This is a genomic window from Tropicibacter sp. Alg240-R139 (genome assembly GCF_900537075.1).
Classification (GTDB): domain Bacteria; phylum Pseudomonadota; class Alphaproteobacteria; order Rhodobacterales; family Rhodobacteraceae; genus Falsiruegeria.
This window is the reverse complement of the sequence record NZ_UNRA01000007.1, coordinates 58560-72283: the sequence shown is the minus strand read 5'-3', so window position 1 is coordinate 72283 and position 13724 is coordinate 58560. Positions and strand designations below refer to the sequence as shown.

The following is a 13724-nucleotide window of genomic DNA, read 5'->3' as shown; positions in this document are numbered from 1 at the left end:
CACGAAACAGGGAGAATTCAGTTAACTGTGTCTACACAAGCGCAGCCGGATTTGGCATGACAGGTAAAGTTACGTCCCAAACGGCCGATTGCGCCAAAGGAGTTATCCCAGTGAGCCGAGATGTCAGTCGCCTAGATCTTTTCATCGACCGAATGGTCTCGCAACGCGCTTGCCTGGATTTTGCGATTGCCGAAACCGCTGCCATGACCGGCCCGGTGTTCGAGCTGGGGTTGGGCAACGGGCGGACCTACCACCACATGAAAACCCACATCAAAGGGCGCGATACCTATGTGTTCGAACGCGCAGTGGCTTCTCACCCGGATTCGACGCCACCAGAGGAAATGCTGATCCTGGGTGATGTGCGTGAAACATTGCCCGCGTCAGTCGAACGTTTTGGCCCCACGGCCAGCCTGATCCATGCTGATCTGGGTGGGCACAACCGCGAAAAGAACGATGTGTTTGCGCGCCTCGTCTCGCCCCTGATCGAGCCGCTGCTGGCACCCGATGGGCTGATGGTGTCGAGCGACCGAATGTATTTTGAGACGCTGAGCGAATTGCCGCTGCCGCCCGGCGCGGTGGAAGGGCGCTGTTTCATCTATCGTCGCTAGAGTGCTGATATGAGCGGGCTTCTGACGCTGAACGCTGGCAGTTCTTCGATCAAGTTCGGGGTCTATCTGGCCGCAGATGAGCCTGAGTTGCTGCTGCTTGGACAGGTCGAAAACCTTGGGCCCGTGGCGCAATTGATGTTGAGCCACCCGAAAAAGAAGACGGTTGAGATCGGGCCAGCTGACCACGTTTCGGCCGTACAGGCGATTCTTGAGGCCATTGAGCCCGTGTTGCAGGGCCACGTAGTCACGGGTGTCGGTCATAGGATCGTGCATGGTGGCAAGACCTTTACCGGGCCGGTAGAGTTGACGCATCAAGTCATGGGGCAGTTGGAAACGCTGGTCCCGCTTGCACCCCTGCACCAGCCGCACAACCTGGCCGCGGTTCGCGCGGCACAAGCGGCGTTCCCGGATGCCGTTCAGATCGGGTGCTTCGACACGTCGTTTCACCAAGGGCATTCTTTCGTGAATGACGCCTTTGCTATACCCCGACGGTTCTATGAAAAAGGCGTGCGGCGGTACGGTTTTCACGGGCTGTCTTATGACTACATCACCGACACGCTGAAACGAGAGCATCCAATCTTGGCGCGTGGGCGGGTGGTGATCGCCCATCTGGGCAATGGTGCCTCCATGTGTGCCATCAAAAACGGGCAAAGCATCGGTTCCACAATGGGGTTTTCGGCGCTCGATGGCCTGCCAATGGGCACCCGCTGTGGGCAGTTGGATCCGGGTGTATTGCTTTATCTGATGGAGCAGGGGCACAGCGCCGAGGCGATCACGCATATCCTGTACAAGAAAAGCGGTCTTTTGGGATTGAGCGAGATCAGCCATGACATGCGCACTTTGCTTGCGAGTGACGACCGGCGCGCGGCAGAGGCCATCGACTATTATGTTTTCCGCATCAAACGCGAACTGGGCGCGATGGTTGCAGTGTTGGGTGGGTTGAACGCTGTGATTTTTTGCGGGGGCATCGGCGAAAATTCCCCGGAAATCCGGGCGCGGATTCTAGATGAGATGGAATTCATGGGCCTGTCATTGGATGCGGATGCCAATCACGCCAACGAACACGTGATCTCGGACGGGGTGATCCCAGTTCTGGTCATTCCAGCAGACGAAGAAAGGGTGATCGCACGAGCCGTGGCGAACCACGTGATGCCGTAGGGTTATTTGGGTGGGGGCTAGGCGTAAGCGCATGTCCTTGTCATCGTTGGGCGACCACCTGACAGGAAAGGCTGCCCATGCTGTTTTATGATTGCTCCACCGCCCCCAACCCCCGTCGTGCGCGGATGTTCATCGCCGAAAAGGGGCTGACGATCGAAACCCGCGATATCTCTATCGCCAAGGGTGAACAGTTGAGCGATGAGTTCAAAGCCGTGAACCCCCGCGCCACGATCCCAGTGCTGGTGACGGACGAGGGCACGGTGTTGACCGAAAACCTTGGCATTGCCGCCTACCTTGAGGCGCACACGCCCGAGCCGCCTTTGATGGGGCGCACGGCGGATGAAAAGGGGCTGGTGCTGATGTGGAATTCCATCGCCGAACAGCAGGGCGGCATGCCCGTGGCCGAGGCGCTGCGCAACACGCATCCGGCGTTCAAGGGCCGCGCTATTCCCGGGCCTGCCAATCATGCACAAATCCCTGAACTGGCCGAACGCGGGTTGGCGCGGATCGACCAGTTTTTTGATGTGCTCGAGGCCCGTTTGCAGGACAGTCGCTACATTGCTTGCGATCATTTCACGTTGGCCGACATTTCGACTTTTGTGTTCGTCGACTTCGCACGAGTCGTAAAAAAACGTATCCCTGAAAGCCACACCGCCGCCCTGGACTGGTACGAGGCGATCAAAACTCGGCCAAGCGCGCAGCTTTGAACCCGCGAAAAATCACAGAGCATGAGGCCGACGCAATGTCGGCTTCTTTTTTGCTTCGATGGTATTGTACATAAATGTCTAGACAGGTGTGAACAATCGCAATAGCGTCCCTTTGATGTCAGGCAGAGGAGGGTCGGATGAAGTCGAATTACCGCGTGGTTGTTATTGGAGGCGGCGTTGTTGGCGCCTCGGTTTTGTATCATCTGGCCAAGCTTGGTTGGAGCGATGTCTGCCTGATCGAGCGCAAGGTTTTGACTGCTGGGTCCAGCTGGCATGCTGCGGGCGGTATCCATGCGCTGAACGCCGACCCAAACATCGCGGCCCTGCAGGCGTACACCATCGACCTGCTGCCCGAGATCGAGCGTGAAAGCGGCCAGAACATCGGCCTGCACATGACCGGCGGCCTGACGATGGCCGGAACCCCGGACCGCTGGGAATGGCTGCAATCGGCTTACCGCGTGTTCCAATCCATCGGCATCGAAGATTGCCGCCTTGTCACGCCAGAAGAGGCCCGAGAGTTGAACCCGGTGATGTCAACCGATGGCCTGTTGGGTGGCATGTGGGCCGATCGCGAGGGGTACATCGACACCACGGGCACGGTACAGGCCTATGCTGGGGCTGCTAAAAAACGCGGCGCAACAGTGGTCGAAAACAACCGTGTGCTGGAACTGAACCAGACCTCTGAGGGGTGGGAGGTTGTGACCGAACAAGGCACGATCCATTGCGAACATGTGGTCAACGCCGCTGGCCTTTGGGCCAAGCAGGTGGGGCGAATGGCCGGGGTGGAACTGCCCGTTTCACCACTCAACCACCACTATCTGATCACCGATGCGATCCCCGAGGTTGCAGCGCTGGATCATGAACTGCCAATGACTGTCGATCTCGAAGGGTTCACGTACATGCGGCAGGACCAAAAGGGGATGCTGGTCGGCATCTACGAGATTGACCACGACCACTGGATGGAAGACGGCGCACCCTGGGAATACGGGTTTGAGCTGCAGCAAGAGGATCTGGGTCGGATCGAGAATGAACTGACCCTTGGGTTCCAGCGTTATCCTTGCCTGAACGACGCGGGTATCAAAACTTGGGTGAACGGGGCCTTTACCTTCTCGCCCGACGGCAACCCATTGGTTGGCCCGGTGCCGGGCAAACGCGGTTATTGGACGGCGTGCGCGGTCATGGCCGGGTTCCTGCAGGGTGGTGGCGTCGGCAAGTCACTGGCCGAATGGATGATCCACGGCGAGCCTGAAGCAGATGTCTATGGCATGGACGTTGCCCGCTATGGCGATTTTGCGCAGAATAAACGCTACATCCGCGAGACGACTGGGCAATTCTATTCCCGCCGTTTCGTGATGACCTATCCCAACGAACAACTTCCGGCGGGTCGTCGGATGAAAATGGCACCCGCCCACGATGCGATGACAGCGGCTGGCTGCAAATGGGGCGTGAGCTGGGATCTGGAAGTGCCTCTCTATTTCGCCGAGCCAGGTTTCGAGGAAACACCGACACTGAAGCGTTCCAACGCCCATGATATCGTGGGCGAAGAGTGCAAGGCGATCCGCGAAGGCGCGGCTTTGCTCGACATCACAGGGTTTTCCCGGTTCGAGGTTTCGGGGCCGAACGCTACCGCCTGGTTGGATCGGGTCATGGCGTCGAAACTGCCGGGGCCGGGGCGGGCGAAACTCGCGCCGATGCTCAGCGAGACCGGCAAGCTCAAGGGCGATCTGACCGTGCTGAACTGGGGCGATGGCCGCTATTGGGTCATGGGCAGCTATTACCTGCGCGCTTGGCACATGCGTTGGTTCAACGATCACATGGATGATGGTGTGACCCTGCGCGATCTGGGCGAAGAGGTCTGTGGATTTGCCGTCATCGGCCCGAAATCGCGACAGGTGGTCGAGAAGCTGGCTGAACAGGACATCGGCGCGCTGCAATTCATGGGCTGCGGGCAGTTTGATATTGGATTAGTGCGCACCCATGTGGCCCGCATGTCGGTGACTGGCGAGAAGGGCTATGAGATCAACTGCCGGTATGGCGACCACATTGCCCTGCGTCGGATGCTGCTCGAAGCGGGCGCAGATCAGGGCATCCGCGAGGTTGGTTTCAACGCCATGCTGTCAACCCGGATCGAAAAGAGCTTTGGCATCTGGTCGGCGGAATTCACCCAAGGCTATACGCCCGGTATGACCGGCATGGATCGCTGGATCGACCGGGACAAAGACTTTGTCGGGCGCGAAGCAGCTATGGCTGAACGCGATGGCAACGGCCCCGGACAAGTGCAGGTCACGTTGGAAATCGACGCAGTGGATGCGGATGCCAGCGGCTATGAACCGATCTGGTCGGATGGCAATCGCGTGGGCTTTGTGACGTCTGGTGCCTACGGCCATCACACCGGAAAATCGCTGGCGATGGCGCTGGTGGACCGCGAACAGGCAGCGGTTGGCACTGACCTGAGTGTACATATCGTCGGGGTCGAACGGCAGGCCAAGGTCATCGAGGCCTCGCCTTACGATCCCCAAGGTAAGGTGATGCGGGCATGACACGACGCGGCAGACGAGCGCGGGTCGAAGCCCCCGCCGAACAACGCAAGGTCGACTATCACAATCTGCGCAATCCATTCCCCCCGATGCGGGCCTTCTCAGACGACCGGATCGAGGCGCTGCATCAGGCCTCACTTGAGGTGCTCGAAGACATCGGCATCAAGGTGCTGCTGCCTGAGGCGCGAAAACTGTTCCGGCAAGGTGGCGCACGGGTCGACGACGAGATGGTCTTTATCGGTCGTGAGATGGTTGAGGCCGCGATCGCAAGCGCCCCGAAATCCGTCCCGATTCGAGGCGCGGTGCGCGAGCGTGACATTACGCTGGAGCTGGGATCGCTGGTTTTTCAACCAGGTGCAGGTGCGCCCCATGCCACCGATTTGGAACGGGGTCGCCGTCCCGGTTCGCTGTCTGACTTCCGCGAGATGGTGCAGCTGACGCAGCATTTCGATGTGCTGCAGATGATCCCGCCTCTGGTCGAGGCGCAGGACGTCCCGATGCATCTGCGCCATTACGCAATGACGGAAACCATCCTGACGCAATCGGACAAGGTGCCGTTCCTCTATTCCCGTGGCACGCCGCAGGTGATGGACGGGTTCGAGATGATCCGCGATTTCCGCGGCATTTCGGACGGTGAATTTCACGCGACCCCATGGTGTTACACCATCATCAACACCAACTCGCCCCGCGTGATCGACATGCCGATGGCGCAAGGGCTGATCGACTTTGCCCGCGCAGGGCAGGTGTCGATCGTGACGCCGTTCACCTTGATGGGCGCCATGGCGCCGATCACCGTGGCAGGCGCCATGACTCTGTCCCATGCCGAAGCTTTGGCCGCGATCACCCTGACGCAGCTGACCCGCTCCGGTGCGCCGGTGTGCTATGGCACGTTTACCTCGAACGTTGATATGAAATCCGGCGCGCCGGCATTTGGCACGCCGGAACATTTCACCGCCTCGCTGGTTGCCGGTCAATTGGCGCGACGGTTGGGCCTGCCGTGGCGGTGCGCGGGGGGCAGTGCGGCCAACGTCAACGATGCGCAAGCCGCTAATGAAAGCCAGTTTGGTCTGTGGGGCTGCCTGATGGCCGGAGCGACCGTCGTCATTCATTCGGCCGGGTGGTTAGAGGGCGGACTGACTGTATCCTACGAGAAGATCATCACCGATCTGGAAGTCCTGCAGATGGTCGCCGAACTTTGCGCGGGCACCCCGGCAACAGACGCTGATATCGCGCTCAGCGCGTTGCGCGAGGTACAGCCCTCGGGCCATTTCTTTGGCGCGACCCACACAATGGAGCGTTATCAGACGCAGTTTTATGAGCCGGTCGTGGGCGATTGGTCGAATTTCGGAACGTGGACTGAACGCGGATCAGTGGACGCCAACCACCGTGCGACCGGTATTTGGAAGAACATTGTGAACGAATTTAAAGCACCCAATCATGACGCAGACCGCGTTGGCGCGCTTCAGGAGTTTATCGCCCGTCGGACCGAGGAGGGCGGCGCACCACCTGAGAGTTGAGCAAGGGACCGGATATGAGCAACGCGTAAGCAGTCATCATTGCACTGGCGTGATGAAGAGATGGCTAACTTGAGAAACACAAGACGTACGGCATCGAACTGGAGTGTCTCTTCGAGGACTGGTCGCCGGGGTAGATCGGCGACAAACTCTTCTCTGATCAACCTCAGACAGACGATCGATGTGTTCCGCTATTTTTGCAATTATCTGATCAACTAGGAAAGCAACTTCCCGGCTCTGGGGAAAAGAGCTTTCGCCTCACTGGACCCCCTCCACAAGAGGAGAGAGTTTCTTGGTTGGAAGACGGCAGTGGAAACATCAATGAGCTTCTAGGAGCAAATCGGTTTTTGCCCGCGCCTGCTTAACGGCTTGTTCTCGGACCGTACCATATCCGCGAATGTCATCTGCAGCAGACAGGATGGCTTGCCAAGTTTCGCTATCCTGTGCCTGATCCAACAACCCTTCGTACCAGACGAGCGTTTCACGGTGCATCTTGGCCTCGCTATGAAAGCCGAACGGGTTCAGTGCCGAACCTCGAAAGGATTTCCCCTTGGCCAGTAGGCCCAAAACCGTGCGCATCCAGGGACCAAACGTGCGCTTGGCAGGGCGGCCACGCCCGTCCTTGCCAAAGTTCAGGATCGGCGGAGCCATGTGGTATTTGACGATAAAGTCCCCTTCGAACTTCTCGGCCAACTCGTTGGCAAAACCCTGCCCTGTCATCAGGCGCGCCACCTCGAATTCGTCCTTGTAGGCCATCAGCTTGAACAGGTTGCGTGCCGCGGTTTCAGTCACGGCGTCCGACGTACGAGTGCGGAGTTTTGCAATCCGGTCTGTAAAGCGTTTGGCATAGGTCGCATTCTGATAACCAGTCAGGAACTCGGCGCGCCGTGCAATCATCTGATCCAATGTTTCCGGCTTTTCTTCGGGCGCGATCATGTCTTTCATGCGCGCCGGATCGGCGGCCATCGCACGCCCCACGGCAAACGCCAGTTTGTTTTTCTCAACGGCCACACCGTTCAACAGGATCGCCTGCGACAGGGACATCTGTTCGACCGGGACCAGCCCCTTTTGCCAGGCAAAGCCCAGCATCATCACATTGGCAAAAACCGTGTCACCCAGCACCTGTTCGGCCAGCCCATTGGCATCGAACCCGGCCACATTGCCCTCGCCGACAACGCGTGAAATCTCGACCTCGCGGGTGTCGACTTTCAACTGCGCGTCGCGGCGCAGGACCAGATCACCGGTGGGCATTTCCGCCCGGTTCAGAACCACGCGAGTGCCCGCACGGTAGTGTGCTGACGCCTTGGGGGCGGAACTCACGACCATATCACAGCCAATCACCGCATTCGCCATACCTTGATCGATCCGAACTTGGTTGAGCGCCTCGGGCGTGGCGCCCAGGCGGATGTAGCTCAGCACTGTGCCGAATTTCTGCGCAAAACCGGTGAAATCCAGCACCGAACTGCCTTTGCCCTCAAGATGTGCGGCCATAGTGATCAGAGCGCCAACGGTGACAACGCCAGTGCCGCCCACACCCGTGACCAGCAGGTCAAAAGGGTCTGCGAGTGGTGGCAGGTCGGGGGTGGGCAGCCCGGCCTCGACAGTTTCCAGATCCAGCGTGACCGCACGTTTGCGCCGGGTGGCGCCTTCGACGGTGACAAAGCTGGGACAGAACCCGTCAAGGCAAGAAAAATCCTTGTTGCACGAGCTGAGGTTGATCTTGCGTTTGCGACCAAGGGGAGTTTCGCGCGGCTCGACGCTCAGACAGTTGGATGCGACCGAACAGTCACCGCAGCCTTCGCAAACCAGATCGTTGATCCAGGCGAACCGCTTGGGGTCGTCCATAGTGCCCCGCTTGCGGCGGCGGCGCTTTTCGGTGGCGCAGGTCTGCTCATAGATCAACACGGTGACGCCAGGGATCTCGCGCAGCTCGCGCTGGACTTGATCCATTTCCTTGCGGTCGTGGAATGACGTGCTCGCCGGGAAATCAGAGCGCGAGAACTTGTCGATGTTGTCCGACACCAGTGCGATCCGTTTCACGCCTTCGGCGCGGCAGGTCTGGGCGATGCCATGTACGCTCACCGGGCCATCAACTGGCTGTCCGCCAGTCATTGCGACGGCGTCGTTGTAGAGGATCTTGTAGGTGATGTTGGTGTTGGCAGCGACCGCCTGACGGATCGCCAGAGAGCCGGAGTGATACCAGGTCCCTTCGCCGAGATTCTGAAAGATATGCTTGCCACCGTTGAACTTAGACGCAACCACATGCGGCACCCCTTCACCGCCCATCTGGGCATAACCGACGGTCTGGCGATCCATCCACGACGCCATCACATGGCAGCCGATACCACTGGCGGCAGTGGACCCGTCAGGCACTTTGGTTGAACTGTTGTGCGGGCAGCCTGAGCAGAAATACGGCGTGCGGGTCGCGCCCGGTACGTTGATCAACTGCGGCGGGGTGTCGATCAGTGCCTTGGCTTTGGCGGGCAGGCCTTCGTCGGGGAAGAACGCGTCTAGCCTTGCAGCGACGATGGGGGCCAGCATCAGCGGGCTCAACTCTCCGGTCCAGGGGATCAGAGGTTCGCCGTGGCTGTCGTATTTGCCGACCATCTTGTGGGGTTTGTCGCCGGGCCAATCATAGAAATACTCTTTGAACTGGCTCTCGATGATGCCGCGCTTTTCCTCGACCACCAACACCTCGGCTTTGCCCTTCACGAACCGCAAGGCATTGCGACGCGCCAGCGGCCAGACCATGCCGACCTTGTAGATGTCGATGCCCAGTTCGCGGCACTTGCCCTCGTCCAATCCCAGCAGGCGCAGCGCTTCTAACAGGTCCAGATGACCCTTGCCCGTGGTGACAAAGCCGAATTTCGCGCCCTTGATGTCATAGACGCGGCTGTCGATCGGGTTGGCTTCGGCAAAGGCGCGTACGGCGCGCAGCTTGTGCTGCATGCGGGTTTCGATTTCGGGCGAGGGCAGGTCCGCTGAGCGCACATGCAGACCGCCAGCGGGCAAGTCAATCTGCGGCAGCTCGAACGTGCGATCCGGGTGCAGCTCGACCGAGCGCGCACTTTCCACCGTTTCACTGATCGCCTTGAACCCGACCCAAGTGCCAGAGAACCGCGACAATGCCAGGCCGTATTCGCCGTATTCCAGATATTCCTCGACAGATGCCGGGTTCAGGGTTGGTATGAACCAGGTCATGAAGGCCACGTCGGATTGGTGCGGCATCGAGCTGGAGACGCAGCCGTGATCATCACCAGCCACCACCAGAACGCCGCCCTTGGGGGCCGAGCCGTAGGCGTTGCCATGTTTCAGTGCATCCCCTGATCGATCCACACCGGGGCCTTTGCCATACCACATGGAAAACACGCCCTCGACCTCGCAATGCGGGTCCAGCGTGGCCTGTTGGGCACCCAGAACGGCCGTCGCGCCCAGATCCTCGTTCACGGCCGGCATAAAGGCAATCTCCTCCTCAGCCAACCGATCACGCGCGCGCCACAGCTCCAAGTCCAACCCGCCAAGCGGCGAACCCCGATAGCCCGAGACAAAGCCTGCGGTGTTCAACCCTGCCGCGCGATCCCTTTGGGCCTGATCCATCATAATCCGAGCAAGAGCCTGTGTTCCGGTCAGAAAGACGCGACCCGTTGTGTTGGTATAGCGATTCGAGAGTTGATAGGGGCGCAGGTTCGGCGTGTGCTGTGTCATGGCTTAGAGTCACCTTTGGATTCCGGGCTATCCCCTAGTGTGTCCCAAATATTCTGGTTGTTTGTTCCAATTCTTGCGCGGAAGTGATAAGTTTTGGCAAAAACATTCAGTATACAATGAATTGGTGAGAAAATGAACCAATCTGTCAATCTTGATGACCGGGACTACCAAATCCTGAAGCTGCTGCTGCAAGACAGTCGAATCTCGAACGCCGATTTGGCAGATGCCGTTGGAATGTCCACATCGGCCCTTTGGCGGCGTGTAAGAGTGCTTGAAGATACGGGCGTCATTGAACGCTATGGCGTTGTGGTAAACCCAAAGGCGATGGGGTTGGGGTTCCAGGCCATCGTTCATGTGCAATTGACCCGACATGACCCGGAAAAGATCGTCGATTTTATTCGCGCCGTTGAAACCAGCCCCGAAGTGCAGGAGTGTTTCGCAACCACCGGACAATCGGACTATCACTTGCGGGTGTTGTGCGCTGACCTAGACCGATACAATCGGTTTCTCGAAGATTTCCTTTTTCGCCTGCCGGCTGTGGCCAGCGCACAGACCAACGTGGTGCTGCGCACGATCAAGCGGGGTGGCAGCGCATTGGTGTGACAGGTGATTCCGTCAAAGAAGGCTGGATCGAATTAGCAAAGGAACCAGTATTTCGAGGCGTCATTCGGTGACTGGGTGTAGAACGTTGCGTTCGGGCAAGTGCTTTGTGCAGCGCTGGTGGCTGCCTGAGTGGGGGCGCCACTCTGAATTGATTGCAAAGAACCGGACTGTGTCGAGCAGGCGGATACGGCAAGAATTGCAGCGAGGACTTTCATGCGAAACAACATTTTAACCTCCATTTTGGATTTGAATTGAATAGACGCTAGTGTTCGGTACCTTACCATGCAACGCCAACACGGGGCGCGCAAATTTGCGCCGCTTCCCGGTGCGTGATTTGTGAACAATTCGAAATAATTTGACGATCTGCACCCAATCAGGCGACAATTGCTGTACCGTTACCGTTACGTTTTGCATTTTTCTTGCGTATCGAGGGCGATCGCGAAGAATTTGTATCAATACTTTTTAATCACTTCGGTTTGGCTGGCTGTGGGAGCAAGCAGAATGAAGTTGACAAATGCCTTGCTTAGAAAAGTTGGACACATCGCGCACATGTCTGTGCCGGTGGTACTTGGGTCTGCGACTTTGTTGTTTGGCGTGGCGCATGCTGAAACCGATCCGATGGACGCTCCGCTAGAGGTCGTCCGTTTTGGTGAGAACGATACCATCCGCGGTGTCGTGGGCGAATATCTTCGTGATCCGGATTTGTGGCCAGCGGTTCTGAAACTAAACAACATTGGGTCTTCTGCGGACCTCGTTCCTGGAATCGAGCTGCGGTTGCCGGTGAAGCAGGTTGCCGCAGCTGATGCGGCCCTGTTGTCGTCCTTGCATGCAATTCAAAAGGCCAACGCTGAAGGTGCCCGAATTTTTGCACCTGAAGAGATTGGCCAGGCCATCGATAGCCGCGAGGAAGCAGTTACGAAACGCGAGACTGGCGAATGGCGGCAGGTGGTGAGCTTTGCTGGGGTTGCCCGGGACTTCGCTCAAGAGGCTTTGGACATTTCAATCACGCAACGGGATCGCGCTGCCGAGGCTGTGGTTTCTGATGTGCAGGGCGATGTCGAAGGTCGGGCACCGGTCGAGCCAAGTTGGTCGAACCGCGATCGAAACGACATTCTGGTCGAGTTTGAACGCATCCGCACTCTGTCGGCCAGCACAACCCAGGTCACGTTCCGCGACCTCAGCCGGTTGCGGCTGAACCCGAACTCCAACGCCACCATCCAGCGCATGCGCTCAGACCCGCTGACCGGTGGCGAAGTGACCAAGGTGTCGCTGGCCGAGGGGGATTTTTATGCGCTGTTGAACCAACTGTCCGACAAGACCACATTCGAGATCGACGTGCCGGGGATCGAGACGACGACAAATTCGGCAGATTTCTGGATTAAGAACGATCAAAGCGGCGCGCGCTTTGTGAACTATGATACGCCGGGGCTTGAAATTGAGCGTGACGGCCAGACGTTTGAATTGGGTGAAAACGAAGGTGTGGTGATCGCAGGAACTGGTGCGCAACGCGCCGAAGTGCTGACAAGTCCGCTGCTTAATCTGCCAAGTACGGGTCAGATCCTCTACTCTGAAACCGCAAGCCTCAGCTGGGAAGTTTTTGCCGACGCCGAGGCCTATTGGCTCGAGGTCGCCAGCGATCCGGGTTTCAACCAGATGCAGATTTCAGAATGGGGTATCCGTGACACGGCCTTTGCTGCCAGCGGGTTGAAACCTGCACGCTATCACTGGCGGGTGGCAGCGCTCGACAAGCTGGGGCTGCCCGGCGAATGGAGCACGCCGCGCGACTTCACGTTGCGGATCGACAACACACCGCCTTTCTTGACCTTGATGTCACCGGCCTCGGGTACCATCGCCACCCAACCTCGGATCGAGGTTTTGGGCGCGACCGAGCTGGAAGCGACCCTGACGCTGGGCGGCAAGCCGCTCAAAGTTGACGGGGATGGCAGTTTTGTGGCCGATGTGGAGCTTACGCCCGGCGAGAACGTGATAGAAGTGGTGGCAATTGATCTGGCGGGCAATACCAGCCGCCGCAGTCAATCGGTAATCTATCGTCCTTCGGCCGAGGTTGAAATTGCACTGTCCGATCAGATAGCGCGTGTGGATCAGGCGCTGGCGTCGCGCACGGATCAACTCTCGGTAACCGCCAGGACGACGGCAGAGCCGGGGGCAGCGGTGTTTGTCCGGGATGCATTGCAAAATGTGGTTGTCCAAACGCAAGTGGGGGCAGCTGGTGAGATCGGCTTTACCGTGCCCGTGAATGAAGCATCACGCGAATTCACTATCCAGATTCTGGCACCCGGTGGTGCGGTCGAAGGGGCGCTGACGTTTGCCGCACTTCGCGATCAGATTGCGCCCGAGATTAAGCTGGACCTGCCACCACCGCGCGCAACATCGGATGAGGTGCTGTCGGTGACCGGTGCGACCGGGGATGCAGTTCGGCTGATGCTCAATGGAACGGATTTGCCCATGGTCAACGGGCGGTTCGATCTGACCGTAACGCTCGCGCCAGGACCAAATGCGTTCGAGCTGGTGGCTGTGGACGCTGTTGGCAACGTGAGCGTCACGCGGTTGAACACGCTTTTGGACGTGGACCCGCCCGAGGTTCTGAACGTCGAATTGGGGCGCCCTCAGGGCGAAGGCGGCCCGATTGAAATTGACGTACAGGCCCGCGATGCATCCGGCCTGCGTCAGGCGGCCCCGTTTGTGATCAGCGTCGATGGGGTCGAAATAGAGGGATTTTTGCGCTGCGAAAGTGTCAGCGGATTCTGCCGGGCGGTGCTGCCGCCCGAAACCGGCGAACTGGAGCTGGTTGAACTTATTATCGAAGACTACGCGGGAAACACCGCCTTCGAATAACCCAAGACCCAACCGGCGTGGGGGCGCTGGAACGGT

General features: G+C 58.6%; 8 protein-coding genes. 7 read left to right on the top strand and 1 reads right to left on the bottom strand.

Annotated features, from left to right (window positions below; translation table 11 throughout):
- Window positions 1-110 precede the first annotated feature (110 nt).
- The 5 genes from G6R15_RS20640 to G6R15_RS20620 all read left to right on the top strand — a co-directional run bounded on the left by G6R15_RS20640 (window position 111) and on the right by G6R15_RS20620 (window position 6527).
- Window positions 111-608 carry a class I SAM-dependent methyltransferase gene (locus G6R15_RS20640; RefSeq protein ID WP_255456194.1) on the top strand — a complete coding sequence of 166 codons (498 nt, stop codon included), beginning with the start codon at window positions 111-113 and terminating at the stop codon, window positions 606-608.
- Window positions 609-617: 9 nt separating this feature from the next.
- Window positions 618-1766 carry an acetate/propionate family kinase gene (locus G6R15_RS20635; protein WP_164661872.1) on the top strand — a complete coding sequence of 383 codons (1149 nt, stop codon included), beginning with the start codon at window positions 618-620 and terminating at the stop codon, window positions 1764-1766.
- A gap of 77 nt (window positions 1767-1843) precedes the next feature.
- Window positions 1844-2473, top strand: a complete 630-nt coding sequence (locus G6R15_RS20630; protein ID WP_164661871.1) for a glutathione S-transferase family protein — start codon at window positions 1844-1846, stop codon at window positions 2471-2473.
- A 137-nt stretch (window positions 2474-2610) separates the two neighbouring features.
- Window positions 2611-5013, top strand: a complete 2403-nt coding sequence (locus tag G6R15_RS20625) for an FAD-dependent oxidoreductase (protein WP_164661870.1) — start codon at window positions 2611-2613, stop codon at window positions 5011-5013.
- Window positions 5010-6527: a trimethylamine methyltransferase family protein gene (locus G6R15_RS20620; protein ID WP_164661869.1), complete on the top strand. Its 1518-nt coding sequence runs from the start codon at window positions 5010-5012 to the stop codon at window positions 6525-6527. The genes G6R15_RS20625 and G6R15_RS20620 overlap by 4 nt, the downstream gene beginning before the upstream one ends.
- A gap of 315 nt (window positions 6528-6842) precedes the next feature.
- Here G6R15_RS20620 and G6R15_RS20615 read toward each other — a convergent pair whose 3' ends face one another.
- On the bottom strand, window positions 6843-10229 hold the full coding sequence (locus G6R15_RS20615) for an indolepyruvate ferredoxin oxidoreductase family protein (protein WP_164661868.1): 3387 nt from the start codon (window positions 10227-10229) through the stop codon (window positions 6843-6845).
- A 132-nt stretch (window positions 10230-10361) separates the two neighbouring features.
- On the opposite strand from G6R15_RS20615, the gene G6R15_RS20610 reads away from it, so the two are divergent.
- Window positions 10362-10832, top strand: a complete 471-nt coding sequence (locus tag G6R15_RS20610) for an Lrp/AsnC family transcriptional regulator (protein ID WP_164661867.1) — start codon at window positions 10362-10364, stop codon at window positions 10830-10832.
- Between the two features lie 501 nt (window positions 10833-11333).
- The gene (locus G6R15_RS20605) at window positions 11334-13688 is read left to right on the top strand and encodes a FecR domain-containing protein (protein ID WP_164661866.1); all 2355 of its coding nucleotides are present in this window, start codon (window positions 11334-11336) and stop codon (window positions 13686-13688) included.
- Window positions 13689-13724: the final 36 nt, after the last annotated feature.

Bases quoted from the DNA above. Each gene is read 5' to 3' on its own strand.
- G6R15_RS20635 (WP_164661872.1), top strand. From the start codon at position 618: ATGAGCGGGCTTCTGACGCTGAACGCTGGCAGTTCTTCGATCAAGTTC.
- G6R15_RS20630 (WP_164661871.1), top strand. From the start codon at position 1,844: ATGCTGTTTTATGATTGCTCCACCGCCCCCAACCCCCGTCGTGCGCGG.
- G6R15_RS20625 (WP_164661870.1), top strand. From the start codon at position 2,611: ATGAAGTCGAATTACCGCGTGGTTGTTATTGGAGGCGGCGTTGTTGGC.
- G6R15_RS20620 (WP_164661869.1), top strand. From the start codon at position 5,010: ATGACACGACGCGGCAGACGAGCGCGGGTCGAAGCCCCCGCCGAACAA.
- G6R15_RS20615 (WP_164661868.1), bottom strand. From the start codon at position 10,229: ATGACACAGCACACGCCGAACCTGCGCCCCTATCAACTCTCGAATCGC.
- G6R15_RS20610 (WP_164661867.1), top strand. From the start codon at position 10,362: ATGAACCAATCTGTCAATCTTGATGACCGGGACTACCAAATCCTGAAG.
- G6R15_RS20605 (WP_164661866.1), top strand. From the start codon at position 11,334: ATGAAGTTGACAAATGCCTTGCTTAGAAAAGTTGGACACATCGCGCAC.